Below are 22,378 nucleotides of genomic sequence, written 5' to 3' on the forward strand. Positions count from 1 at the left end.
GCCGCTGCGCGCGGGCCGCCGTCCTCGGCGGCGGGGTCACGCCTCGGGGTCGGCGCCGTCCTTGGGGCCGGGGGCCGCGGGGACGTCCTCGGTCTTCTTCGGCCGGCGCGGCGGCGGGGGCGGGGGGAGGGTCTTCTCCACCGGCTCCGGGTTCTTGTTCGGGAAGATCATCTCGCAGACTTCGAGGTACAGCTGCTCGGGGTAGGGCAGGTAGTCCACGTTGGTGAGCGCCTGGTCCTGGCCGGCGGACTCCAGGATGAACTCGCCGTAGCCGAGCATGCGGCCCGCGATCGTCCGCTTGAAGCTCATGTCGGTGACCTTGGCCAGCGGCATCATCGCGACCTTGCGGGTGATCAGGCCCGTGGTCAGCAGCATCCGCTGGTTGGTGATGACGAAGTAGTCGACCGACCATTCCGCGACGCGCCAGACGAACCAGGCGAGCAGGAGCAGCCAGCCCCACCAGATCCAGCTGATCACCTTGCCCGCGTCGCTGGCGACGGTGTTGCTCAGCACGCCCGCGATGATCAGGCCGCCGAGGACGAGCCCGACCGGGACCATCAGCACGGCCGGGTGGCGCCGCACCGTGATCACCTGGTTCTCGTGCGGGAGCAGGTACTTGTTGACCGACGCGGGCGCCGAGTCGCCGGGGGTGACGAGTCTCATCCGGGCCTCAGGCGAGCGCGTTGACGAAGGTGGCCAGGGAGCCGGCCGCGGACGCGAGGCCGTTGGCCGCCGTCTCCACGGTCTGCGCCGCGCCGTCCGGCTGCTGGATGACGTAGAAGGCCACAAAGGCCACCGCGGCCCATGTCATGTACTTCTTTGCGGGCACGGCTGCCTCCCGGAGCGTCGACTCACGGACCCCGGTTCAGTTTCGCACAGCGTGTCCGACCGGCAAAGCAAGGGATGTAGCGCGTTGCCGCCACCGAAGGCCCCCGCGGAGCCCGGCCGGTGGCACGTGCGCGGCCGGCTATGGCGCGTTGTCCAGCGACGACCGGCTCGCCTTGCGGCGCTTCTCGGCCGCGACCGTCGCGAGCACCTCCAGGTGGCGGCGCGCGATGCGCTCCACGAGATCGGGCGGCGCCGACCCCGTCACCTCTTCGGCACCGTAACGCGCGGCGGAGACGCACCGCTCCACCGTGTCGGCGCCGTGCACCCCGTCGAACTCCTCGGTGAGCCGCTCGCCGATCGCGGCGTAGCGCGGCCGATCGTCCCCTTGGTGAGCCATCGTGTGACCTCGACTCGAAATCGCTCGCGCCGCCCGGTCCGTTGACGGTCCCCTGTGCCGGGACGGCGGAGGGAACGCGCACGGCGTTCCGTAGCCGGGTGGTACCCCCTGGGCCCGGGAACGAACATCGCAGGTCACGTCGGGTCTTGGGGAGGGTGGGGACGGTAGGCGGCGGCGCGGCCGGGCCGGGTCAGACGACGCCGTACAGGCGGTCCCCCGCGTCCCCGAGGCCGGGCATGATGAAGCCCTGCTCGTCCAGGTGCGAGTCGATCGCCGCGGTGACCACCCGGACCGGCGCCGAGATGTCGGCGAACGCCCGCTCCAGGTACTCCAGCCCCTCGGGGGCGGCGAGCAGGCAGATCGCGGTGACGTGGTCGGCGCCGCGGTCGATCAGCAGCCGGATCGCGGCGGCGAGCGTCCCGCCGGTGGCGAGCATCGGGTCGAGGACGTAGCACTGCCGCCCGGACAGGTCGTCCGGCAGGCGGGTCGCGTACGTCTGGGCCTGCAGCGTGCCCTCGTCCCGGATCATGCCGAGGAAGCCGACCTCGGCGGTCGGGAGCAGCCGCGTCATCCCGTCCAGCATCCCGAGGCCGGCGCGCAGGATCGGCACGACGAGCGGCTTCGGGCTCGCCAGCTGGACGCCGTGCGTCTCGACGAGGGGGGTCCGGACGGTCGCCTCCGCGACCCGGACGTCGCGCGTGGCCTCGTAGGCGAGCAGGGTGACCAGCTCGTCCGCCAGGCGCCGGAAGGTGGGGGAGTCGGTGCGGACGTCCCGCAGCGTGGTGAGCTTGTGCGCGACGAGGGGGTGGTCGACGGCGAGGGTCTGCATGGGGTCACCGTAGCCCACCCGGGCCGCCCGGCCGGACCTTGCCGATCTAGGATAGGACGCCGCTGAGCTGGGCAGTATGGCGGTATGAACAGCGAGAGCGAGCACCAGCCGAGAGGAGCTGCGGGGCCGCGCGAATCCGCGTCCGGCGCGCCCGGCCCGCCCGCCTCCCCCCGTCCGGCCGGACCGCCGGGCCCGTCGCGGGAGGCCGCGCCCCCGCCGACCGCCGCTCCTGGACCCTCCGAACCCGCCACTCCCGCCTCCTCCTCCGACGCCGCCTCCGAGGCCGCTCCCCCCGCGGCGGACGCCGCGGTGACCGAAGTCACAGGCGAGGAGCCCGCGCCGCGCCCCGGCCCGCAGGGCGACATCTCCCCCGAGCAGGTGCGCGAGCATCTGCGCCGCAGAGCCATCTTCCTGCGCGAGCTGGCGGAGGCCCGCGAGCTGCGCGCCCGGGTGACGCCGCACCGGTCCCGCCGCGCGCGGATCCACGCGGCCCTGCGGCGCCGCACCTTCCGCATCAATTGATGGGGATTGGATAGGTTCTTGGCGCCAGGTACCAGTACGTGGTGCCGACTCCCGGTCTGACCGCCGGGTGCGGCGCCGAGTTTGACGGTGGGGCACGCGTCTGCGCGCCGCATCTGCGACCATGCCCTGGCAGGAGACGCGCCGGTGGGGTGGAAATGACGGATGTGGACGCGACGGACTTCGCCGTCGTGGTGTACCGGGAAGACGAGCGCTGGGAGGCCGAGATCCTCCCGGTGGCGCTGACCGAGGACCTCGCGGGGCTGATCCATGCCCTGCGCCAGCAGCCGAGCCTCGGCGGCACGGTCGGGCTGGTCTCGGTCGGCGACGACTTCTTCGTCGCGATCCGGCTCCTCGGCGACGACGTCATGGTGTTCCTGTCGGACGTCACGGCCTCGGTCGACTGGCCGCTGGCCGGCCAGGTGCTCGACTACCTCGACATCCCGATCCCGGAGGACGAGGAGCTCGACCAGGTCCTCCCGGTCGGCGACATGTCGATCTTCGCCGATCTGGGGCTGGACGAGATGGAGCTCGGCGCGATCTCCGGCGACCTGGAGCTGTACCCGGACGAGATGCTGCTCAGCATCGCCGGCCGCGTCGGTTTCGCGCCGGCCTTCGAGCGCGCCCTCGACGCCGTCCCCTGATCCCCTGTTCTCTCGCCCCCTGCGCGCCTGACGGCGGAGTCCACGTCCGGCAGTCCCTGATCAGGCGGATGTCGGGAAACCGTGGGTTCGGGCGTAGTCGTGCAGGCCGGCCCAGTCGTCGCCCGTGTGGCTGTGCGCCGGGTCCAGGCAGCCGAGGCTGATGGGGCGCCTGGCGTCGTAGCGGGGCGCGCGCGTGTCCGGCGGGTTGGTGAAGTCGAGGACCTCGGCGATGTTGCGGGCGGCGGCGTCCCGCACGGTCAGCGGCTCCAGGCCCCAGCGCCACTCGATCGCCTTCAGCACGGACGTGTGGTCGTACACCTCGTGCGCGACGGCGCCGCGCCGCGCCCGCGGCGAGATCAGCAGGCACGGGACGCGGAAGCCGCGCAGCCCGGTGCCGAGGTCGGGGCGCGGGTCGGGGCCGGTGGGCGGCGGGACGTGGTCGAAGAACCCGCCCCACTCGTCGTAGTTGATCACGAAGAGGGTGCGCGGCCAGTTCGGCGACGTGACGAGCGCCGTGTAGACCTCGTTCAGGAACGCCTGCCCGAACCGGATGTCGGCGAGCGGGTGCTCGTCCTCGGACATGCCGGGCAGGAAGATCTCGCCGAGGAAGCCGGGCTCGACGAAGCTGACCGCGGGCAGCCGCCCGGCGAGGGCGTCGGCGCGGAACTCCCAGATGCTCCGGCTGATGTCGAGGTGGCGGAGCCCCCACAGCGCGGTGAACGGGACGTCGCTGAAGTAGTAGCGGCAGGAGACGCCCTTGGCCTTCAGCCGGTCCCAGATGGTGGTGGTTTCGGAGATCGTCAGCGAGTTGGAGATCCGATCGGTCTGCGCCGCGTGCTGGTAGATCCGGTTGGGGAACGTGGACGACATGATCGCGGGGAAGTAGCGGTCGCAGACCGTCCAGTCGAGCGCGGCGTGACCGTGGAAGCCCAGGTCGGGGCCCTCGTAGTAGCCGATGGAGAAGACGTCGTTGTTCCCGGCGCGCAGCCATCCGTCGCAGTTGCCGTCGTTGTACTCGACGCGCCCGCCCGCGTAGGAGTGGTCGGGGTCCTGGAAGCCGCAGCCCCACGGCACCTTCAGATGGTGGGTGCCGTGCTCGTTGCCGTCGGCGTCGGTGAAGGTGAGGCCGGCCTGGCGGCCGTCCGCGCCGGGGAGCCAGCCCAGGTAGTGGTCGAAGGACCGGTTCTCCATCATCACGACCACGATGTGGTCGATGCCGGACTCCGCCGGATCGGGGAGTTCGGCGACGGGTGCCCGTTTCGTCGCGGCGAGCTGGGCGGCGTGGGCCTCGGTGGACGACCCGCCGGCGGCGCCCGCCGCCAGGATCGCCGCGGCGCCCGCCGTCCCCGCCAGAAACCCGCGCCTGCTCAGTTCGTCCGCGCTCATGGCGTTCCTCCCGGATGGGGACCGCTGTGCAGTATCCGGACTTCCGGGACGCGGGGGAAGGACGGCGGCCGTCCGCCACCGGACAGAACCTGAAGTTTATTCACAACCGTGGGCGGGGAACGGTGTCCGGATTCGACCGCGCACGAGGGGTGTGACCGCGACATCCCCGTGGGTCACAATGAGCACGTGTCCTACTTCGCCGCCGTGTTCGCGCGGACCCCGCAGGGCTGGGTCGGCGCCGAGGCCGTGCTCGCCGAGGCCGACCACGTCGACGACGTCGCCGACCTGATGCGCGAGGCCGCCGTCGAGTCCTACGGCGACCCGGTGCTGCTGCTGATCGAGCAGGACGACGACTGGTTCGCGGTCGTCCGGCTGGACGGGGAGGACGAGCCCCGCGCCTTCGTGTCCACCATCCGCGAGGACGGGCTCGGCGCGCTGTTCCAGCAGCTCGTCGGCGAGATCCCGGACGGCGACTCCGGCGGCGACCCGGCCCTGCTGGAAGACCTCGGCGTCGAGGCCAAGCGGCTCGCCGACCTCGGCGAGCGCGCGCTGCCCGGCGACGCGCTCCTCGCGGTCGCCGAGCAGGCCGGCTTCGGCGAGGAATTCGACCGCCTCCGTGACTGAGCCCCGCCGCCCCGCGAACGCGTCCGATCCGGCGGGCGGTGCGACCGATCCCGTCCTCGCGCGGTACGTCCCGGCGATGCTGCGGGCGCTGGACGAGGCGCGGGCCGCCGCCCAGGCGGGGGAGATCCCCGTCGGGGCGGTCGTGCTGGACGCGTCCCGCGAGGTCATCGGCACCGGCCGCAACGACCGCGAGGCGTCCGCCGACCCGACCGGGCACGCGGAGATCGTCGCGCTGCGGGAGGCGGCGGCGTCCCTCGGCACGTGGCGGCTGTCCGGCTGCACGCTGGTCGTCACGCTGGAGCCCTGCACGATGTGCGCGGGGGCGTCCGTCCAGGCGCGCGTCGACCGGATCGTGTACGGGGCGGTCGACCCGAAGGCGGGCGCGATCGGGTCGCTGTGGGACGTCGTCCGGGACCGGCGCCTCAACCACCGGCCCGAGGTGATCGCCGAACTGATGGCCGACGAGTGCGCCGCACCGCTTATCGAGTTCTTCGCGCGCCGCAGAGTCGGGTAGGCTCTCCCGCGGTGGTGTCGCCTAGTGGACGAGGGCGCACGCCTCGAAAGCGTGTGAAGGGCAACCTTCCGTGGGTTCGAATCCCACCACCACCGCTCATACCGAGGGCCGCGACGGAGTCGCGGCCCTTTTCTCGTGCCCTTTGCTCTGGGTCTCAGCCGACCGTGACCAAGGCCACACCGGCGGCGGCCACGAGGAGGCCCACGCGTTGGACGGCGCGCAGGCGCTCGCTGTAGGCGATCCGCGCTAACAGCACCGTGATCGCCGGGTAGAGCGAGGTGAGGACGGCGGCCAGGCTCAGCAGGCCGTCGTGCACCGCGAGGAAGTACAGGACGTTCGCGCCCGCGTCCAGGCTCCCGGACAGCAGCGCGAGCCCGATCAGCGTCCGTCCGGACACCCGCGGGCCGAGGCCGCGGCCGCGCGCGACCAGGAACAGCACCGCCGCGACCACGACGAGCAGGTTGCCGACGCGGGCGCCGACGATCGGCCACAGGCCGCTGCCGTCCCCCGCCGCCTCCAGCAGGACGAAGAAGACGCCGAAGCAGGTGCCGGAGACGGCGGCCATGATCGGGCCGGAGTCCAGCCGGCGGCCTGCGGCGGCCGCGCCGCCGTCCCCGGCCTCCATGCTGACCAGCCCGATCGCGACAAGGCACAGCAGCACTCCGACGAGCACGGACGCGTCCAGCCGCTCGCCTTTCGCGATCCCCACGGCTACCGGGAGCACCGCCGCCGCCAGCGCGGACACCGGCGCCACCACGCTCATCGGCCCCCGCGCGAGCGCCCGGTAGAACGCGATCAGGCCGGCGCCGCCGCTCATCCCCGCCGCGAACCCCCATGCCAGCGGCCCGGGGCTCGCGCTCCCACCGCCGAGCAGTGCGGCCACCAGCACCACCACGAGCCCGATCGGGACGCACCAGGTCAGTGCCTTCAACGCCGTGGACTTGAGCGCCACGGCGCCGCCGAGGAAGTCGGCGACCCCGTAGGCGAGCGCGGCGCTCAGCGCAAGGACGGTGACCATCACCGTCCGCCGAGCAGCCGACTTCCGATCCGGACGTCCGGCGAGATCGCGCGCAGCAGCTCCGCCAGGCGGTCGCCCGCCTCGGTCAGCCGCTCCATCGGGTAGGGCGCGAGGCTCTCCAGCAGGAAGAGGCCGTTCTTCGTGTCCTCCGTCAGCCGCGTCCGGACGCACTGGCGCCAGTTCCACCGCCGGCACGTCACGCCGGCGTCGTCGCGCCACACGACCTCGCCCGCGTTCGGGTGCTCGACGGCGGGCTCCCCGCCCGCGATGACGTCGAACGGCTCGTCCCCCGAGGCCCGGACCAGGCGCGCGGGCCCTCGGTAGGCGTCGAGGTCCTCGCCGCCGATCGGCAGCGCGTAAGCGACGCTCACCGCGTTGTAGGCGTCCACGACCTTGTTGATGGTCGGCAGCGCGTCCGCGCGCCGGAGCAGCGCGTCGACCGACGGGCGCGTCCGCTGCGGCTTGGCGCCGAACGCCCGGTACGCCTCGCGCCACGCCTCGACGTGTGGGTCCTCGGCATCGGCCTTCGCCGCCGCCTCGGCCAGCCACGCCTCCGACTCCGCGTCCCCGGGCCCGTTCGCCAGCCCCTCCGCGGTCATCACGAGCACGGCGAAGTCGGGACGCAGCTCCCGCACGGCCTCGTCCACGACGACCTGCTCCAACATCCTCGAACCCTCCATACGGTCACTTTAATGAAACGCCGATACCACTATACCGACCGACCGCGGCCTCGTCCGAACAACGGCCGGTGAGGATCGGCGCGGCGCGCTCGCCTAGGCGGGGTCCCGTCAGGTGGCGGTCAAGCGCTGCTGGACTTGAGCCAGTTCGTCGGGTTCCGCCTCCGTCGCGTGCCACATCAGGCGTAGGTCGTCACCGTGCCAACGGGGAACGAGGTGGACATGGAGGTGGAACACCTCCTGCCAGGCCGCCTCACCATTGGCCTGGACGATGTTGAGGCCGTCCGGTGCGAGGGTCGCGCTCAGCAGGGCAGCGACCTTGTGGACCATCTGCGCCACCTGACCGTAGGCGGCTGCGGGGATGTCCCAGATGTTCGCCGCGTGCGCGCGCGGTACGACCAGGGTGTGTCCTGGGTTGGCAGGTGCGATGTCCAGGAATGCGACCGTGTGCTCGTCCTCGGCCACGCGGTAGGACGGCAGCCGACCGGCGATGATCTCGCAGAAGGTGCAGGGGCTCATCCGCCTGATGATTCACCGGCGCCTTCGCTTCCGCCATAACGCGCACGGGCGGCGGGGCGGAGAGTGTGTGCCGCCGGTTCGGGGCCGGGTGGTGCTGCGGGAGACTGGTCGTGCGGAGACGATGGGGCCGGGAGGGCGCTTGAGCGGGCAGGAGGCGATCGGGGAGGCCGTCGCGCGGACCGTGCGGGCGCTGCGGGCCGGTCACGGATGGAGCCTGGACGAGCTGGCCGGACGCGCCGGGGTGAGCAAGGGCGTGCTGGTCGGGCTGGAGCAGGGGCGCGGCAACCCGAACCTGGGCACGCTCATCCGCATCTCGGACGCGCTCGGCGTGCCGCTGACGCGGCTCGTGCAGGTGGAGGAGGAGCCGCCGGTGCGGATGTTCCGGCCGGAGCGGCACGTCGTCCTGTGGGAGGGCGAGCGCGGCGGGACGGGGACGCTGCTGGCCGGGAGCGACCCGAGGCCGTCGCTGGAGCTGTGGAACTGGGTGCTGCAACCCGGGGAGACGCGGGAGAGCGACGCGCATGTGCCCGGCACCAAGGAGATCGTCTACGTGGAGCAGGGCACGCTGACGCTCGGCGTGGACGGCCGGACGGATCTCGTCGAGGAGGGGGCCGCGGCCGTGTTCGTCGGCGACCGTCCTCACTCGTACGGGAATGCCGGCGACGACGAGGTCCGCTTCATCCTCGCCGTGCTGGACCTCTAAGTCCCGTCTTGCTTCCCCCGTACGGGGGAGTGGATCTGCCGCATTTCCTTCCGTGGCGGGTGCTGCGGGACGGACGGCTCCGGGAGGCTCACCGTTGTCGGTCGGGTCTCAAGCAGGGAGAGTCCGAGGTGGAGGGTTCGGCAAGGCTTCCAGCAGTGGACGCGCGGCGGAGCGCCGTGGGTCGGTTCGCCGGATATGGCGCAGCACTCAGCATGGCGCTGTATCTCGTCGTCAAGGTCGTGTGGGTCGCGGCGGCCTTACTCGGGCACCGTCCGGACGACTTCGGCACCGCCGACTGGGTGGCGCTCAACTCCGTCACCGTGATGATGGCGGTGACCGGGGTCGCGCTGGGGCTGGCGCTGGCCCGGCCCTGGGGGCGCCGGCTGCCCGCCGCACCGGTGGTCTTCTTCTCGTGGGTGGGGTCGGGCTTCCTGGTTCCGATGCTTCCGTACGCGCTGGTCAGCGGGGTGATCGGCGCGTTCGGGGGCGGCTCGGGTGGGGACGGTTCGGGATCGGATGACTCCGGCTCGGTTCCGCAGTGGGAGACGGTCTTCCTCACGATCGGCTTCATCGGGATGGCCGCCGGGCTGGCCGTGGCAGTGCCGATCTACCTGCGGGAGCGATGGCCGAGGGCGTTCGCCGGCCGGGTCGGGGACGGGCATGGCCGTCCGTCGCCGGTGGTCGCGGTGGCGGGGGCGGCGGCCGTCGCGCTGGGGCTGCTCTGGACGTACTGGGCGCTGGGCGGAACGGTCGGCCTCGACCCGGCCCACCGCGATCACTGGGATCTGAACGGGCGGCTGCTGAACGGGAGTTCGGCGCTGTGGGCCCTGCTCGGCGCATGGAGCGTGTGGGCGCTCACGGGCGGTCGGCCCGCCCGGCTGCCGCGGTGGGTTCCGATGACGCTGGCCTTCGCGGCTTCGGGGTCGCTGTTCGCGTGGAGCGGCTGGAAGCTGCCGATGGCGATCCTCCGGCCCGGGGGCTTCGCGACCGCCGAATACACGTCGGTGGCCGTCGTGCAGCACCTGGTGAGCATCGCGGTCGGCTTGACGCTGATGGCCGCCGTCCTGCGGTCCGTGCCCCGGCCGACGCGTGCGGCGGGTCAGGAGGTCAGGCGGACGGGCATGGCCAGATAGCGGTAGCCGGTGTCGGTTTCTTCGGGGGCTTCCTCGTCGTCCTTCTTGTCGGGGATGGCGGTGAGGAGGGCGGCCTTGGTGGGGCCGGCGCATTCGAGGCGGGCGTACTCGGTGTCGATGCCGGCGAGGCCGTCCAGGAGGAACTGGGGGGCGAACGCGATGTCGATGTCGTCGCCGGTGAGGGACGCGGGCAGGGCCTCGTTGGCGCGGGCGGAGTCGCCCGTGGCGGCGCGGATGCGCACCTCGTCGGCGGTGAAGGCCAGCCGGATCGGGGTGCCGCGCTCGGTGACGAGGGCGGCGCGCTTGATCGCCTCGACGAACGGCGCGACACGGATCTCGGCGACGGACGTCCAGGTGCCGGTGAGCCGCGACCGGTAGTTGATGTACTGGTCGTCCAGCAGGCGGCTGGTCATGCGGCGGCCGCCGCCGGAGACGCCGATGAGGGTGTCGCCGGCGCCGCCGAGGTCGATCGCGACCTCCGCGCCGCGCTTGATCGCCTTGGCGGTGTCGGCGAGGGTGCGGGCGGGCACGACGACGCCGGCGGTGAAGGCGGGGTCGTCGGGCGACCAGGTCAGCTCGCGGGCGGCGATGCGGTAGCGGTCGGTGCAGGCCAGCCACATCGTGTCGCCCTCGATGTCGACGCGGACGCCGGTGAGCATGGGCAGCGTGTCGTCGCGCCCGGCGGCCGGGGTGACCTGGGCGACGGCGGCGGCGAACAGGTCGCCGGGCACGGTGCCGGCGCGGGCGGGCGGCTCGGGGAGGGTGGGGTAGTCCTCGACGGGCAGCGTCAGCAGGCCGAACTCGGCGGGGCCGCAGCGGACCACCACCTCGGAGCCCTTGGTGAAAACCTCCACGGGGTGCGGCGGCAGGTTCCGGACGATGTCCGCGAGGAGCCGGCCCGGGACGAGCGCCCGGCCCGGCTCGGCGACGTCGGCGTCCTCACGGGCGTGGGCCGACACCTCGTAGTCGAACCCGGCGAGCGTGAGCTCGCCCTTTTCGGTCACCTCGATGAGCATGCCCGCGAGGACGGGGAGGGCGGGACGCGTCGGGAGCGTCCGCGCCGCCCATGCGACGGCGTCGGCGAGCGTCTGCCGGTCGACTCGGAACTCCACCTCGGTCAGCCTTCCATCGGTGAGCGTCTACGCCCTGCACGGTAGCCGGAGGGTCTGACAGAACGCGTCAGAAGAGAGTCGCCTCCTCGGCCGCGGTGCGCGTCTTGCGCTCGAAGTCGAGCAGGTAGCGCTTGCGGTCGAGGCCGCCTCCGTAGCCGGTGAGGGAGCCGGTGGAGCCGACGACGCGGTGGCAGGGGACGATGACGCTGACCGGGTTGCGCCCGTTCGCGAGGCCGACCGCGCGGGACGCGGACGGGCTGCCGATCTCGACGGCGAGTTCGCCGTACGTCGTGGTCCGGCCGTAGGGGATCTCCTGGAGCGCCGCCCAGACCCGCTGCTGGAAGGGCGTCCCGCGAAGGTTGAGCGGAACGTCGAATTCGGTCAGTTCCCCGGCGAAGTACGCGGTGAGTTGCTTGGCGACTGTCGCGAAGGGTTCTGCATCAGGGTCACCGGGTGCGCCGAAGGTCTCTTCGGGCGGAAGGTGGCGCTGCTTCTCCATGTAGAGCCCGGCCAGGCCACCGTCTACGGCCACCACGGTGAGGGGGCCGACGGGGCTGTCCAGGACGACGTGTGAAGTCATGAGGTTCCTCAGTGTGCTGGAAGCAGGTTGATGGGATGGTCGCTCGTCGCCCACAGGTACTGGACGGCGTAGGCGCGCCAAGGACGCCATGGAGCGGCGCGCTTGGCGAGGGCGGCCGGTGTCGAGGGGAGGTCCAGATACTTGGCGGCGGCCCGGACCCCCAGGTCGCTGGGGATGAACGCGTCCGGGTCACCGAGAGCACGCATCGCGATGGTCTCGATGGTCCACGGGCCGAAGCCGGGTAGCTCGGCCAAGCGCGCGCGGGCCTCTTCCCAGTCGCTCCCTACGCCCAAGTCGATCTCGCCGCTGGCGAGTGCGCTGACAAGGGTTGTGAGGGTGGTGCGCCGGGTCTTGGGGAAGGCGAGCGTCTCCGGGTCGAGTTGCGCCAGTGCGGACGGTGTCGGGAACAGGTGCGTGAGGCCGCCGCCTGGGTCGTCTATGGGGTCGCCGTAGGCGGTGACCAGGCGGCCCGCATGGGTGCGGGCGGCGGCCGTGGAGACCTGCTGCCCCAGGACGGCCCGCACGGCGAACTCGGGACCGTCCACGGTCCGGGGGACGCGTCGTCCGGGGGCCTTGTCGACCAGCGGCGCCAGGACGGGGTCGGCGCGGAGCAGGTCGTCCACGGCGACGGGGTCGGCGTCCAGGTCGAGCATCCAGCGGCAGCGGCTGATCGCGATGGTCAGGTCGCGGAGGTCGCTGAGGCTGAGCGTGCAGGCGACATGGTCGGGCTGGGGCCGGAGGGTCGCGATGCCGTGTCCGTGGGGCAGGCGCATGGCGCGGCGGAACGCGCCGTCCCGCCGTTCCTCGACACCTGGCACCGCGGTGGCGGTGAGATGGCCGAACAGGTTGTCCGGGCAGAGCGGCGTACGGAACGGCAACCGCAGAGCGAGAACACCTGACCCGGCAGGGGGATGCCCCTTGGCGACACGGTCGCGCAGTGCGGTGGGCGTAAGCGCGAACACCTCGCGCACGGTGTCGTTGAAGGCGCGGATACTCGCGAACCCCGCCGCGAACGCGACGTCCCCCATCGGCAGGGGTGTCGTTTCGATGAGCAGCCGTGCTGTCTGGGCGCGCTGGGCTCGTGCCAGGGCGAGCGGGCCCGCGCCCAGTTCGGCGTTGAGCTGCCGCTCTATCTGGCGCGTGCTGTAGCCGAGGCGTCCGGCAAGGCCCGGCACGCCCTCCCGGTCGACGACACCGTCCGCGATGAGGCGCATGGCGCGTGCGACGACGTCCGCCCTGTGGTTCCACTCGGGCGAGCCGGGGGAGGTGTCGGGCCGGCAGCGCTTGCAGGCCCGGAAACCGGCCTGCTGGGCCGCGGCCGCACTGGGGTAGAAGCGCATGTTCTCGGGCTTGGGCGGGACCACCGGGCAGCTTGGACGGCAGTAGATCCCGGTGGTCACCACCCCGGTGAAGAACCACCCGTCGAAGCGGGCGTCCTTCGACTGGACGGCCCGCACGCACCTCTCCACGTCATCGTGCATGCCTCCAGCATCACCGATGGCGATACGCCCTCACTAGCGAGAAAACGACATCATCATCACCGGTACTACGATCGTCCCCCGACCGGCACCGGCGAGGGGAAACCATGGAGAACCAGCCCGACGGCGGCTTGTTACCGTCCCACGACGCCGACGGATCAGCGGGATCCGCCGCATCCGGCGAGGTGGTGCTGAGGCCGCCGCGCACACTCCGCCACGCGGCCCGTGCGCTGATCGTGTTCGGCGCCGTGCTCGTCGGCATCGCGGTGTATCTGTTCATGGTCGAGGCATTCGTCCCCAGCCTGTGCATCGCCTTCATGGGACTGGCCGCCGCAGGGCGCGCGATACCGCTCGCGGTGGGCCGGGTGACGCTCGATCCGCGCGGGCTGCGCAGCAAGGACGACCCGGTCGGGGAGAAGTCACTGACCTGGGACGGCATCGAGCGGCTTGAACTGCGCCGCCGCCTGTGGACGGAGTCGGTGGTGGCGGCCGACGGCTCCACCGAGGTGACCCTGGCGGCGCCCGTCCGGCTGCGCTTCGGGCGTGATCGCGAGTTCGACGCCGCCCTCGCCGAACTGTCCCGCCGGGCCGGGACCGGCGCGGTGCGCGGACGGTCGCTCCTGACGTGGCGCTACGCCTGCACCCATCTGGCGATTCTCGCGGCGTGGGCGGCCCTCTTCGTGGCCTTTGATCCGGTCTGGCACCACTCCTCCTGGCCCGGACGCGAGGAGGCGGCGCGTCTTCCCAACGCGTGCCGCGTGATCGAGCCCACCGCCAAGGTGATGTTCCCCAAACAGGCACCACAGCGGCTTCCGAACGACGACGAAGAGAAGTGCCGGTTCGGCGATTCGCTGTCGCTCAAGTACACGCTCTTCAGGTACGCCATTGGCATGGACGGCGGGATAGAGCGCGCCGAGGAGCGGTTCCGTGAGGGCCCTGGCGGGCCCACGCTGGACGATGAGGGCGCCCGCAAACTGCCGGGCATCGGCGACGAGGCCACGATCGTCACCGCCGCCTACCAGGACGGCACCCGTGTCCATCAGATCCAGGTCTCCGCGCGCAAAGCCAACGTCGTCGCTTGGCTCGTCTACGCGCCCCCGGAGAAGCGGGACTCCCGTGACGAGGCCGTCCAGGAGGCCGAGCGTCTCGCCCGCGCCGCCGTCGCCGCGATCACCGTCGAGTGAGGGACGGGTGCCGGACGGGCATGACGTCGCAGGTACATGACCTCCCAAGTAATCGATCTTCCGCCGGGGCGCTGGCAGCGTGAGGGGCACCGGGGGACGAACCCGGTCGATCAGACGGGAGTCATGACATGAACGACGTTCAGCAGCGGGTCGAGCGGTACCTGGCGATCTGGAACGAGAAGGACCCGGCCGAGCGCCGCGCCGCGATCGACGAACTGTGGACGGAGAACCCGGTCTACGTGGACCCGCTCGGCGCGGCCGAGGGGCGGGACGCCATCGACGCGTTCATCGGCGCCGCGCAGCAGCAGTTCCCCGGCCTGGTGTTCCGTCCGGCGGGCACCGTGGACGCCCACCACAACGTGGCCCGCTTCACCTGGGAGCTCGGCCCCGAGGGCGGGGAGGCGATCGCCGCCGGCTTCGACGTGGCGGTCTTCGGGGACGACGGCCGGTTCGAGCGGGTGACCGGGTTCCTCGACATGGTCCCGGCCTGAAGGCGAGCGAGCGGGGAGGTGCCGGACGCCTGCGCGGCGTCCGGCACGCGGTGGCCGGCCCCTCAGATCTGGCGTAGTGCTCCTCCATCCACCGTCCATTCGGCGCCCGTGACCTGGACGGCCAGCGGGGACAGCAGGTAGGCGATGACACGGGCGACGTCCTGGGGCGTGCCAAGGCGTCCTGTTGGGAGCCGCCGTTCTTCGTGAACGAACCGCTCGATCGCCTCCTCCACCGGAAGGTCGTACTGGGCGGCCAGTTGCTCGGCGAACCCTCCGGGCTCGTCCCACAACCGTGTCCGTGTGGGGCCGGGCGTGACGACGTTGGAGCGGATGCCGCAGCGGCCGAACTCCCCCGCCAGCGTCTTGGACACCGACAGAAGGGCCGTCTTGGACGCGGCGTAGTCGACCAGCGGGGTGTCAGGGAACCGCCCGGCTTCGCTGGAAACGTGCACGATGCTCCCCGCTCCCTGGTCGATCAAGGCCGGCAGCGCGGCGCGGGCCATCCGCACCGCCGCGTGGAAGTTCAGCTCGAACGTCGCGTGCCACTGGTCATCGGTCACGTCAAGGAAGCCGATCCGGGATTCGAGGGCGCCGGCGTTGTTGACCAGGCCGTCCAGCCGCCCGTGGCGCGCCAGGGCGGCGTCGACGACGCGCTGCGCGGCGGCGGGGTCGGTGAGGTCGGCGGCCACGTCGGCGGACGAGCGCGCGACGCCGACGACGTGCGCGCCCTCGTCGGCGAGCAGCCGGGCGGCGGCCGCGCCGATCCCGGCGGACGCGCCCGTCACGATGTACACCCTGCCGTCGAGTTCGAGGTCCATGGCGGTCTCCTTCACCGGTCGCCGGAGCGGCGCAGGAACGACCCGACGAGGGCCGCGCCCGCGAGGGCGATCAGGGCGTTCACCGCGGTCGCGAGGCGGAGTCCGCCGAGGACGGACGCGTTCGCCGTGGCCACCGCGCTCATCACCGGGATGCCGAGGGTGATGGCGACCTGCTGCGTCATCGTGGCGAGGCCGGTCGCGAGGCCCTGCTCGCCGTCCGGCAGCCCGGACGTCGCGGTCCCCATGAACGCGACGATCGCGACGAGGTTCCCGAAACCGCCGATCGCGGTCGCGGCGAGCAGCAGCCCGAGGGAGCCGCGCGACTCCCCGAGGCCGAGCAGCGCGGCGGTCGCGGCGGCCTGGAGGACGAGCCCGGCGACCAGCGTGCCCCGGCCGCCGAGCCGGCCCATGATCCGGGGTGCGGCGACGCCGCCGGCGAACGTCCCGGCGCCGAGGACGCCGAGCGCGAGCCCGGTCGTGAGCGCCGTGAAGTCCAGGACCTTCTGCAGGTAGAGGGTCATCAGGAACACCAGCGACGTCTCGGTGGCGAACGCGACGAACCCGGCCGCGTTGCCCCAGGCGACCGTCCGGCGGGTCAGCACGCGCAGCGGCGCGAGCGGGGCCGGTGAGCGCCGCTCGACCAGCACGAACGCGGCCAGCAGCAGCACGGCGGCGGCGAGGGCGCCGAGCGCGGGCGGCGAACTCCAGCCGGCCGACCCGGCGGAGGTGATGCCGTAGACGAGGGCGAGCAGCCCGCCGGTCACCGTCACCGCGCCCGGAACGTCCAGGCTCGCCCCGTCCCGGGAGCGGCTCTCCGCGATGACGGCGGGTGTGACCGCGAGGATCAGCACCGCCACCGGGACGTTGACCAGGAACGCCCAGCGCCAGCTCAGCAGGTCGGTGAGGACGCCGCCGAGGATCGCGCCGACCGTGAACCCGGCGGACATGAGAGCGCCGCTGAGCCCCAGCGCGCGGGTCCGGAGCGGGCCCTCTGGGAAGGACGTCGTGATCAGCGACAGGGCCGCCGGTGTGGCGATCGCCGTGGCGAGCCCCTGCAGAACCCGGCCCGTGAGCAGCATCGCCGGTGACGTGGCCATCCCGCCGATCAACGACCCTCCGGCCAAGAGCGCCATGCCCGCGAGCAGCATCCGGCGGCGTCCGAACAGATCGGCCACACGGCCGAACAGCAGCGTGAACCCGGCGGCGGGAAGGGCGAACGCCGTGGCGATCCACTGCAGCTCGTCCAGCCCGAAGCCCAGGCCCTTGCCGACGACCGGCAGCGCCACGTTGAGGATGGAGAAGTCGATGGCGAGCATGAACTGCGCGCCGAGAAGAAGAGTCAGGATCAGCTTGTGCCGCGACGACATCCGCTCAGGAGCGGAAACGGCGGTGGTCAATGCGGTCATGCAAGAGACCATCGCTGCGTTGGGCGCGCCTACCCAGACCCCGCTCGTTCGTACCACTCCCAGTAGCAGGCTCGGGGCTGGATAGCCTTTGCGGCATGGCACGGAACGGCGAGCTGGGCGAGTTCCTCAAGTCGCGGCGTGCGCGGCTGCGCCCCGAGGAGGCCGGCCTGCCCTCCTACGGGACGCGGCGCCGCGTGCCCGGCCTGCGGCGCGAGGAGCTGGCGCAGCTCGCCGGCGTCAGCGTCGCGTACTACATCCGGCTGGAGCAGGGGACGGCCGACGGCGTGTCCGCCGACGTCCTGGACGCGATCTCGCGGGCGCTGCGGCTCGACGGCGACGAGCACGCCCACCTGCACCGCCTCGCGCACCCGCCGCGCCGCGCCCCCATCACCGCGCCGCCGCGCCTGCGGGCTCCCCTGCAGCACCTGCTCGACTCGTTCACCCACGCGCCCGCGTACGTGGTCGGGCACTACACGAACGTGGTCGCGTGGAACCGGCTCACCGCCGCCGTGTTCGTCGACCTGGCGAGCGTCCCGCCGGACGAGCGGACCTGGTCGCACCAGATCCACCTCAACCCCGACTACAAGGCGCGGCTGGGCGACAACTGGCCGACCGTTGCCCGGCGCAACGCCGCCTACCTTCGGTTCCGTTCCGGTCAGGACCCGGACGACCCGAACCTGCGCGCGGTCATCGAGTGCCTGCGGGTGCGGAGCCCTGATTTCCACCAGATGTGGTCGGCGCACCACGTATCGGACCTGACGCACGGCGAGGCCCGTATCGACCACCCGGAGGTCGGACGGCTCGTCCTGCCGTTCGAGACCTTGCACCTGCCGGGCGACCCGGACCTGAGCCGTCTGATGCTCTACGCGGCCGAACCAGGGTCGCCGTCGGAGGCCGCCCTGCACAAGCTCGCCGAGACGTCCATCTGCCGCTCCAGCGCCGACCTCGCCTAGGCGTCGCCTAGGAGCCTTGATCGGCCGCCGTACGGAAGTGGGCTTCGCGGTCCAGCGTGGCCAGCGCGGTGTTGAGGACGGTTATAACGGCGAACACGATGGCCAGCGTCGCATGGTCCACGCCATAGAACGCCAGGGCACCCGCACCGAAGACGATGGCCTTGACCAGAAGGACGAACGGCAGCGCGACCTTGAACCGGGCGCGCGGCGCAGCGAACAGGCCCCACAGGACCATCGCGCCCACCGGCGTCCCGATTCCCAAGACGACATTGACGACGACGTTGCCGCCCGTGGTGAAACCCCACCAGGCCAGCGCGACGATGGCCGCGACCTCCAGGACGAAGGCGAGGCCCTCGTTCAGCACATGCAATGGCCCAGGAAGACGCACGCCGATACCGTACAGGTGTGGACGAGATCTCCTGGCAGGAGGACGGCCGGGACCATCGCGTCCGCTGGCGGTCGGAGAGCGGCGCGCCGCCGCCGCGCCGCGTCGTGGTCGCGGACGACGAGACCCGCGCGGACGACGCCTACCGGCTGGCCTGCGAAGGCACCGCCCTGCTGTGGCGCGGCGACTTCCAGAACGCGCGGCAGCTCCTCACAGCGATGGCGCGCCGGATCGACCGGCCGCCGCGCCGGGCCAGGCGCAAGCCGGAACCGTCCCAGGTCCAGGCATTCCACCTGCACCGCCAGGCACGGGCCCAGCGCGCGCGGACGCTGGGCATGCTGCTCATACCGTTCGACCCGGGGCACGTGATCCCGCTACGTCGCGCACCGTCCGTCCAGGACGCCTGTACAGAGGCGTACGGGCCGGACCACCAGCCCTACGTGACGTCGCTGCGCGAGTTGCTCGGGCTGATCGGCGCGCATGAATGGCGTGTGAAGGGCGTGCCCATTGCAGCGCTGGGCGGCGACCGGATACACCCGCACTACGGCGTCTTCTCACCGGTCAGAGGAGAGTACGTCGACCTCGTCAACGAGGCGCCGCTCCCGTCCACCAAGACGGCGTTCGACATCGGCACCGGCACAGGTGTTCTGGCGGCGGTTATAGCCCGTCGCGGTGTGGAGCACGTCGTCGCCACTGACCTCGACCCGCGCGCGCTTGCCTGCGCCCAGGAGAACGTCGACCGTCTGGACGTCGGGAAGCAGGTCGAGGTCGTCCAAGCCGACCTTTTCCCGGAAGGACGGGCCGGGCTCATCGTGTGCAACCCGCCCTGGGTGCCCGCCAAGCCCAGCTCGCCCCTCGAACACGCCGTCTACGACCCGGGCGGGCGGATGCTGCGCGGCTTCCTCACCGGCCTCGCCGACCATCTCGAACCCGGCGGCGAAGGCTGGCTGATCCTGTCCGACCTGGCCGAACACCTCGGGCTCCGCACTCGCGACGACCTCCGCGCGCTGTTCGACGCGTCCGGCCTGGAGGTGGCCGGGAAGCTCGACACCAGGCCCGTCCACCCGCGCGCCGCCGACCCCGACGACCCGCTCCACGCGGCCCGCGCCGCCGAGACGACGTCCCTCTGGCGGCTGCGCCGCGCCCCCGCCTGACCGGCCACCGCGGCCTCAGATGTGGCTGCGGTGGGCGGTCTCGGGGCCGATGACGCGCAGCAGCGCGAGGGCGTCGGCCGTGGAACTGCCCGGCGGCGGGGTGAAGGCGACGAGGCGCTGGTCCTCGGCTGGCGTGAGCAGGACCTCCGCGTCGAACTCGATCGGCCCGACCTGCGGATGCACCACCCTCATCCGGCTCGTGCGGCGGACGGCGACCTCGTGCAGATCCCACAGCCCGGCGAACTCCTCACTGGCCGCGCGGAGCCGCCGCACGACGGCCCGCGCCGCCTCGTCGGCGCCGCGCCGCGCGACGGCGGCGCGCAGGTCGGCGACGTGCAGGCGGCTGTAGTGGTCGCGCTCCTCCGGCGGGTACGCCTCCCGGACGAACGGGTCGGTGAACCACCGCCAGACGATGTTGCGGTCGGGCCCGTCCACGGTGCAGACGCAGCCGAACAGGGCCTCGGACAGGGCGTTCTGCGCGAGCAGGTCGCCGAGGTCGCCGATGATCTGCGCGGGCGTCTCGGTCAGCCGGTCGAGGAGGTACAGCAGGCCCGGCCGGACGTGCGCGCCGGCGAAGGGCCCGGCGGGCGGCCGGTGCCCGGCGAGGACGTACAGGTGGTCGCGCTCGTCCGCGGTCAGCCGCAGCGCGCGGGCGAGCGCGGCGAGGAGCTGGGTGGACGGCTGCGGGCTGCGGGCCTGCTCAAGGCGCATGTAGTAGTCCGCGGACATGCCCGCGAGCTGCGACACCTCCTCGCGGCGCAGCCCCGGCGTGCGCCGCCGCGGCCCCTCCGCCAGGCCGACGTCCCGCGGCCGCAGCCGATCCCGGGAGCGGCGGAGGAAGTCGGCGAGGTCGCGCCGGTTCATGTCCATGCCTCCATGGTCCCCGCTCGGCCCCGCCCGAGCCTGGGACCGCTTGTCCTAGTCAGAACGGTCCGCTCCTCATCCGGGCCGCACGGCGGCAGGGTCGGGGGCATGACGAACCTGACCGTTGGAAACGCCCGCATCGCCTATCGCACGGAGGGCTCCGGGCCCGCCCTCGTCCTCGTCCACGGCGTCGGCCCCGGCTCGGCCATGTGGGACATGCTCACCGACCGCTTCACCGGCGGGCGCACCGTGGTCCTGCCCGATCTGGCCGGGTCCGATCCCGCCGAAGACGACGGCTCGCCGATCACCATCGAGGCGCTCGCGCACCAGGTCATCGCCGTGATCGAGGACCTCGGCACCGGCCCGGTGGACCTGCTGGGCTTCTCGCTGGGCGCGCCGACGGCCGCCGCCGCGGCCGCGCTGCGCCCCGACCTCGTCCGGCGCCTGATCCCCGTCGCGGGGTTCGCGCACAGCGAGGACGAGTACGTCCGGCAGCTGATCGCGCTGTGGCTCACGCTCACCGGCAGCCCCGAGGGCTTCGCCAGGCTCGGGACGGTCACCTCCGCGAGCCGCGCCTTCCTGAACGCGATCGGGACGGAGGGTGCCGAGCAGCTCCACGGCTTCATGCGCCCCACGGACGGCATGCTGCGCCAGCTGGACCTCGTCCGGCGGGTCGACATCCGGGAGCTGCTCCCGAAGATCGAGGCGCCGACGCTGGTGATCGGCTGCACCGCGGACCAGACGATTCCGGTCGAGAACCACCGGGAACTGGCCGCCGGCATCGCGGGCAGCGAGTACACCGAGCTGGACACCGGGCACGTCGTCATGATGGAGCGGCCGCACGAGTTCGTGAAGCTCGTCCAGGACTTCCTCGACCGCCCCTAGCGGGATTGCCGCCCCGCTCCACCGAGCACGATGGGGAGCATGCGTCCCATCGATCAGCAGACCATCCTCATCACGGGCGCGACCGACGGCCTCGGTCGCGCCCTGGCCGCCCGGCTGGCCGCCGAAGGCGCGACGGTGCTCGTCCACGGGCGGGACGACCAGCGCGGCAAGGCGACCCTTCAGGAGATCGGCGGCCGGGCGTCCTGGTACCGGGCGGACCTGTCGTCGCTCGCCGAGACCCGCGCGCTCGCCGAGGCCGTCCGCGCCGACCACCCGCGCCTGGACGTGCTGGTCAACAACGCGGGCATCGGCGGGCCCGACTCGTGGCAGGCGAGCGCGGACGGCCACGAGCTGACGTTCGCGGTGAACTACCTGTCCGGCTACCTGCTGACCCGGCTGCTGCTGCCGACCCTGGTCGCGTCGGCGCCGGCCCGCGTCGTGAACGTCAGCAGCCTCGGCCAGCAGGCGATCGACTTCGACGACGTCATGCTCACCCGCCGCTACCGGAGCTTCGGGGCGTACTGCCAGAGCAAGCTCGCCCAGGTCCTGTTCACCATCGACCTCGCCGGCGAGCTGGCCGGGACGGGCGTCACCGCGAACGCCCTGCACCCGGCCACGTTCATGCCGACCAAGATGGTCCCGTCGCCGGTCAGCACGCTGGAGGAGGGCGTGGAGGCGACGCATCGCCTCGTCACCGATCCGGCACTGGACGGCGTCTCCGGCCGCTTCTTCGACGGCCTCCAAGAGGCTCGCGCGGACGAGCAGGCATACGACCCCGAAGCCCGTGCCCGCCTACGCGCCCTCTCAGACGACCTCACGTCCCCCTAGCTCGGGGACAGGGCGTGCTCGATCTCCCAGATCGGGCGGACCTGGACGCGGGAGATGCGCCAGCCGTCCCGCGTCCGGACGGTCTCCAGCTCGTAGCGCTCGCCCAGCATGCGCGGCCCGTTCTCGTGGACGAACACGACGAGGAGGTTCGCGCTGACCGTTGCGCGGTCGCCGTCGCCGTCCAGGTCGACGAGCGGATCGGTGATGAAGTGCTGGGTCGGCACCTCGTGGTTGCGGCGCGCCTGCGCGACGAGGGCGTCGATGCCCTTGGAGATGCCGCCGAGGGTGTGCGCCTCCGCGTCCTCGGTGAAGAGGGCGCGCCCGTCGCCGGGGCTCTTGTCGTCCAGCCACCGCCCGAGGCGGCTGACCAGCGTGGCGAGCTGCTGATGGTCGTCCATGATCCGCTCCATTTATTGGCGTACCCAACATTGGCTAAGCCAACAATAGCG

Annotated in this window: 27 protein-coding genes, 1 tRNA gene and 1 pseudogene; 13 read left to right on the plus strand and 16 right to left on the minus strand. The window is 72.3% G+C overall.

What is annotated here, in order from left to right; genetic code table 11:
• Positions 1-153: 153 nt before the first annotated feature.
• The 4 genes and pseudogenes from ACGFI1_RS40525 to upp form a co-directional block, all read right to left on the minus strand.
• A pseudogene (locus ACGFI1_RS40525) lies at positions 154-663 on the minus strand (PH domain-containing protein); the annotation flags it as partial.
• A 7-nt stretch (positions 664-670) separates the two neighbouring features.
• Positions 671-829, minus strand: coding sequence for a hypothetical protein (locus ACGFI1_RS40530; protein ID WP_171069554.1), 159 nt, complete (start codon positions 827-829; stop codon positions 671-673).
• 138 nt (positions 830-967) lie between these two features.
• Positions 968-1,225 (minus strand): hypothetical protein, encoded by a 258-nt coding sequence (locus tag ACGFI1_RS40535; protein WP_138642380.1) that lies wholly within the window; start codon positions 1,223-1,225, stop codon positions 968-970.
• A gap of 190 nt (positions 1,226-1,415) precedes the next feature.
• A complete protein-coding gene (upp, locus tag ACGFI1_RS40540; protein WP_301173848.1) occupies positions 1,416-2,054 on the minus strand; it encodes a uracil phosphoribosyltransferase in 639 nt (212 codons plus the stop codon).
• A gap of 309 nt (positions 2,055-2,363) precedes the next feature.
• On the opposite strand from upp, the gene ACGFI1_RS40545 reads away from it, so the two are divergent.
• Together ACGFI1_RS40545 and ACGFI1_RS40550 are read left to right on the plus strand one after the other, a co-directional pair.
• Positions 2,364-2,576 (plus strand): hypothetical protein, encoded by a 213-nt coding sequence (locus ACGFI1_RS40545; protein ID WP_387068688.1) that lies wholly within the window; start codon positions 2,364-2,366, stop codon positions 2,574-2,576.
• 155 nt (positions 2,577-2,731) lie between these two features.
• A complete protein-coding gene (locus ACGFI1_RS40550; protein ID WP_138641691.1) occupies positions 2,732-3,217 on the plus strand; it encodes a tRNA adenosine deaminase-associated protein in 486 nt (161 codons plus the stop codon).
• 60 nt (positions 3,218-3,277) lie between these two features.
• On the opposite strand, the gene ACGFI1_RS40555 is transcribed toward ACGFI1_RS40550, so the two are convergent.
• A complete protein-coding gene (locus tag ACGFI1_RS40555; protein ID WP_386874917.1) occupies positions 3,278-4,603 on the minus strand; it encodes an alkaline phosphatase family protein in 1,326 nt (441 codons plus the stop codon).
• 186 nt (positions 4,604-4,789) lie between these two features.
• On the opposite strand from ACGFI1_RS40555, the gene ACGFI1_RS40560 reads away from it, so the two are divergent.
• The 3 genes from ACGFI1_RS40560 to ACGFI1_RS40570 all read left to right on the plus strand — a co-directional run bounded on the left by ACGFI1_RS40560 (position 4,790) and on the right by ACGFI1_RS40570 (position 5,836).
• A complete protein-coding gene (locus tag ACGFI1_RS40560; RefSeq protein WP_392792974.1) occupies positions 4,790-5,227 on the plus strand; it encodes a tRNA adenosine deaminase-associated protein in 438 nt (145 codons plus the stop codon).
• Between the two features lie 76 nt (positions 5,228-5,303).
• Positions 5,304-5,741 (plus strand): tRNA adenosine(34) deaminase TadA, encoded by a 438-nt coding sequence (gene tadA, locus ACGFI1_RS40565; RefSeq protein ID WP_392793058.1) that lies wholly within the window; start codon positions 5,304-5,306, stop codon positions 5,739-5,741.
• Between the two features lie 10 nt (positions 5,742-5,751).
• A tRNA-Ser gene (locus ACGFI1_RS40570) sits at positions 5,752-5,836 on the plus strand.
• 59 nt (positions 5,837-5,895) lie between these two features.
• Here ACGFI1_RS40570 and ACGFI1_RS40575 read toward each other — a convergent pair.
• The 3 genes from ACGFI1_RS40575 to ACGFI1_RS40585 form a co-directional block, all read right to left on the minus strand.
• A complete protein-coding gene (locus ACGFI1_RS40575; RefSeq protein ID WP_392792975.1) occupies positions 5,896-6,759 on the minus strand; it encodes an EamA family transporter in 864 nt (287 codons plus the stop codon).
• Entirely contained in the window at positions 6,759-7,439 is a 681-nt protein-coding gene (locus ACGFI1_RS40580) for a B3/B4 domain-containing protein (protein ID WP_392792976.1), read from the minus strand. Before ACGFI1_RS40580 ends, ACGFI1_RS40575 begins: the two co-directional genes overlap by 1 nt.
• A gap of 108 nt (positions 7,440-7,547) precedes the next feature.
• On the minus strand, positions 7,548-7,955 hold the full coding sequence (locus ACGFI1_RS40585; protein ID WP_386874913.1) for an HIT family protein: 408 nt from the start codon (positions 7,953-7,955) through the stop codon (positions 7,548-7,550).
• Between the two features lie 139 nt (positions 7,956-8,094).
• On the opposite strand from ACGFI1_RS40585, the gene ACGFI1_RS40590 reads away from it, so the two are divergent.
• Entirely contained in the window at positions 8,095-8,658 is a 564-nt protein-coding gene (locus ACGFI1_RS40590) for a helix-turn-helix domain-containing protein (protein ID WP_301173844.1), read from the plus strand.
• A 212-nt stretch (positions 8,659-8,870) separates the two neighbouring features.
• Positions 8,871-9,791, plus strand: coding sequence for a hypothetical protein (locus ACGFI1_RS40595; protein WP_392792977.1), 921 nt, complete (start codon positions 8,871-8,873; stop codon positions 9,789-9,791).
• On the opposite strand, the gene dnaN is transcribed toward ACGFI1_RS40595, so the two are convergent.
• From dnaN to ACGFI1_RS40610, 3 genes are all read right to left on the minus strand, one after another.
• Positions 9,758-10,903, minus strand: a complete 1,146-nt coding sequence (dnaN, locus tag ACGFI1_RS40600) for a DNA polymerase III subunit beta (RefSeq protein WP_392792979.1) — start codon at positions 10,901-10,903, stop codon at positions 9,758-9,760. The genes ACGFI1_RS40595 and dnaN overlap by 34 nt on opposite strands.
• 67 nt (positions 10,904-10,970) lie before the next feature.
• Positions 10,971-11,483 (minus strand): methylated-DNA--[protein]-cysteine S-methyltransferase, encoded by a 513-nt coding sequence (locus ACGFI1_RS40605; RefSeq protein WP_138636770.1) that lies wholly within the window; start codon positions 11,481-11,483, stop codon positions 10,971-10,973.
• An 8-nt stretch (positions 11,484-11,491) separates the two neighbouring features.
• Positions 11,492-12,964 (minus strand): AlkA N-terminal domain-containing protein, encoded by a 1,473-nt coding sequence (locus ACGFI1_RS40610; protein WP_392792981.1) that lies wholly within the window; start codon positions 12,962-12,964, stop codon positions 11,492-11,494.
• A gap of 104 nt (positions 12,965-13,068) precedes the next feature.
• Between ACGFI1_RS40610 and ACGFI1_RS40615 the strand changes: the two genes are divergently transcribed.
• Positions 13,069-14,145 carry a hypothetical protein gene (locus tag ACGFI1_RS40615; RefSeq protein ID WP_392792982.1) on the plus strand — a complete coding sequence of 359 codons (1,077 nt, stop codon included), beginning with the start codon at positions 13,069-13,071 and terminating at the stop codon, positions 14,143-14,145.
• Between the two features lie 128 nt (positions 14,146-14,273).
• On the plus strand, positions 14,274-14,636 hold the full coding sequence (locus ACGFI1_RS40620; RefSeq protein ID WP_392792984.1) for a nuclear transport factor 2 family protein: 363 nt from the start codon (positions 14,274-14,276) through the stop codon (positions 14,634-14,636).
• A gap of 62 nt (positions 14,637-14,698) precedes the next feature.
• On the opposite strand, the gene ACGFI1_RS40625 is transcribed toward ACGFI1_RS40620, so the two are convergent.
• Both ACGFI1_RS40625 and ACGFI1_RS40630 read right to left on the minus strand, forming a co-directional pair.
• Positions 14,699-15,454 (minus strand): SDR family NAD(P)-dependent oxidoreductase, encoded by a 756-nt coding sequence (locus ACGFI1_RS40625; RefSeq protein ID WP_386874905.1) that lies wholly within the window; start codon positions 15,452-15,454, stop codon positions 14,699-14,701.
• Positions 15,455-15,465: 11 nt separating this feature from the next.
• Positions 15,466-16,860, minus strand: a complete 1,395-nt coding sequence (locus tag ACGFI1_RS40630) for an MFS transporter (RefSeq protein WP_392792985.1) — start codon at positions 16,858-16,860, stop codon at positions 15,466-15,468.
• 95 nt (positions 16,861-16,955) lie between these two features.
• Between ACGFI1_RS40630 and ACGFI1_RS40635 the strand changes: the two genes are divergently transcribed.
• Entirely contained in the window at positions 16,956-17,813 is an 858-nt protein-coding gene (locus ACGFI1_RS40635; protein ID WP_392792987.1) for a helix-turn-helix transcriptional regulator, read from the plus strand.
• 7 nt (positions 17,814-17,820) lie between these two features.
• On the opposite strand, the gene ACGFI1_RS40640 is transcribed toward ACGFI1_RS40635, so the two are convergent.
• Entirely contained in the window at positions 17,821-18,201 is a 381-nt protein-coding gene (locus ACGFI1_RS40640; RefSeq protein WP_392792989.1) for a YrdB family protein, read from the minus strand.
• 17 nt (positions 18,202-18,218) lie between these two features.
• Here ACGFI1_RS40640 and ACGFI1_RS40645 point away from each other — a divergent pair, with 17 nt between their 5' ends.
• The gene (locus ACGFI1_RS40645) at positions 18,219-19,352 is read left to right on the plus strand and encodes a 50S ribosomal protein L11 methyltransferase (RefSeq protein WP_392792991.1); all 1,134 of its coding nucleotides are present in this window, start codon (positions 18,219-18,221) and stop codon (positions 19,350-19,352) included.
• A gap of 15 nt (positions 19,353-19,367) precedes the next feature.
• Here the strand turns inward: ACGFI1_RS40645 and ACGFI1_RS40650 are convergent, their stop codons facing one another.
• Positions 19,368-20,222: an MmyB family transcriptional regulator gene (locus tag ACGFI1_RS40650; RefSeq protein ID WP_392792993.1), complete on the minus strand. Its 855-nt coding sequence runs from the start codon at positions 20,220-20,222 to the stop codon at positions 19,368-19,370.
• 102 nt (positions 20,223-20,324) lie between these two features.
• Between ACGFI1_RS40650 and ACGFI1_RS40655 the strand changes: the two genes are divergently transcribed.
• Together ACGFI1_RS40655 and ACGFI1_RS40660 are read left to right on the plus strand one after the other, a co-directional pair.
• Positions 20,325-21,101, plus strand: coding sequence for an alpha/beta fold hydrolase (locus tag ACGFI1_RS40655; RefSeq protein ID WP_386874899.1), 777 nt, complete (start codon positions 20,325-20,327; stop codon positions 21,099-21,101).
• Positions 21,102-21,140: 39 nt separating this feature from the next.
• The gene (locus tag ACGFI1_RS40660) at positions 21,141-21,929 is read left to right on the plus strand and encodes an SDR family NAD(P)-dependent oxidoreductase (RefSeq protein WP_392792994.1); all 789 of its coding nucleotides are present in this window, start codon (positions 21,141-21,143) and stop codon (positions 21,927-21,929) included.
• Here the strand turns inward: ACGFI1_RS40660 and ACGFI1_RS40665 are convergent.
• Positions 21,926-22,327, minus strand: a complete 402-nt coding sequence (locus ACGFI1_RS40665) for a nuclear transport factor 2 family protein (protein WP_392792996.1) — start codon at positions 22,325-22,327, stop codon at positions 21,926-21,928. The two genes, ACGFI1_RS40660 and ACGFI1_RS40665, sit on opposite strands and share 4 nt — an antisense overlap.
• Between the last annotated feature and the right edge of the window lie 51 nt (positions 22,328-22,378).

The organism is Actinomadura geliboluensis, from assembly GCF_043197915.1.
GTDB lineage: Bacteria > Actinomycetota > Actinomycetes > Streptosporangiales > Streptosporangiaceae > Spirillospora > Spirillospora geliboluensis.

Bases quoted from the DNA above. Each gene is read 5' to 3' on its own strand.
- ACGFI1_RS40535 (WP_138642380.1), bottom strand. From the start codon at position 1,225: ATGGCTCACCAAGGGGACGATCGGCCGCGCTACGCCGCGATCGGCGAG.
- upp (WP_301173848.1), bottom strand. From the start codon at position 2,054: ATGCAGACCCTCGCCGTCGACCACCCCCTCGTCGCGCACAAGCTCACC.
- ACGFI1_RS40550 (WP_138641691.1), top strand. From the start codon at position 2,732: ATGACGGATGTGGACGCGACGGACTTCGCCGTCGTGGTGTACCGGGAA.
- ACGFI1_RS40555 (WP_386874917.1), bottom strand. From the start codon at position 4,603: ATGAGCGCGGACGAACTGAGCAGGCGCGGGTTTCTGGCGGGGACGGCG.
- tadA (WP_392793058.1), top strand. From the start codon at position 5,304: ATGCTGCGGGCGCTGGACGAGGCGCGGGCCGCCGCCCAGGCGGGGGAG.
- ACGFI1_RS40575 (WP_392792975.1), bottom strand. From the start codon at position 6,759: ATGGTCACCGTCCTTGCGCTGAGCGCCGCGCTCGCCTACGGGGTCGCC.
- ACGFI1_RS40580 (WP_392792976.1), bottom strand. From the start codon at position 7,439: ATGGAGGGTTCGAGGATGTTGGAGCAGGTCGTCGTGGACGAGGCCGTG.
- ACGFI1_RS40585 (WP_386874913.1), bottom strand. From the start codon at position 7,955: ATGAGCCCCTGCACCTTCTGCGAGATCATCGCCGGTCGGCTGCCGTCC.
- ACGFI1_RS40595 (WP_392792977.1), top strand. From the start codon at position 8,871: ATGGCGCTGTATCTCGTCGTCAAGGTCGTGTGGGTCGCGGCGGCCTTA.
- ACGFI1_RS40605 (WP_138636770.1), bottom strand. From the start codon at position 11,483: ATGACTTCACACGTCGTCCTGGACAGCCCCGTCGGCCCCCTCACCGTG.
- ACGFI1_RS40610 (WP_392792981.1), bottom strand. From the start codon at position 12,964: ATGCACGATGACGTGGAGAGGTGCGTGCGGGCCGTCCAGTCGAAGGAC.
- ACGFI1_RS40615 (WP_392792982.1), top strand. From the start codon at position 13,069: ATGGAGAACCAGCCCGACGGCGGCTTGTTACCGTCCCACGACGCCGAC.
- ACGFI1_RS40620 (WP_392792984.1), top strand. From the start codon at position 14,274: ATGAACGACGTTCAGCAGCGGGTCGAGCGGTACCTGGCGATCTGGAAC.
- ACGFI1_RS40625 (WP_386874905.1), bottom strand. From the start codon at position 15,454: ATGGACCTCGAACTCGACGGCAGGGTGTACATCGTGACGGGCGCGTCC.
- ACGFI1_RS40630 (WP_392792985.1), bottom strand. From the start codon at position 16,860: ATGACCGCATTGACCACCGCCGTTTCCGCTCCTGAGCGGATGTCGTCG.
- ACGFI1_RS40635 (WP_392792987.1), top strand. From the start codon at position 16,956: ATGGCACGGAACGGCGAGCTGGGCGAGTTCCTCAAGTCGCGGCGTGCG.
- ACGFI1_RS40650 (WP_392792993.1), bottom strand. From the start codon at position 20,222: ATGGACATGAACCGGCGCGACCTCGCCGACTTCCTCCGCCGCTCCCGG.
- ACGFI1_RS40655 (WP_386874899.1), top strand. From the start codon at position 20,325: ATGACGAACCTGACCGTTGGAAACGCCCGCATCGCCTATCGCACGGAG.
- ACGFI1_RS40660 (WP_392792994.1), top strand. From the start codon at position 21,141: ATGCGTCCCATCGATCAGCAGACCATCCTCATCACGGGCGCGACCGAC.
- ACGFI1_RS40665 (WP_392792996.1), bottom strand. From the start codon at position 22,327: ATGGACGACCATCAGCAGCTCGCCACGCTGGTCAGCCGCCTCGGGCGG.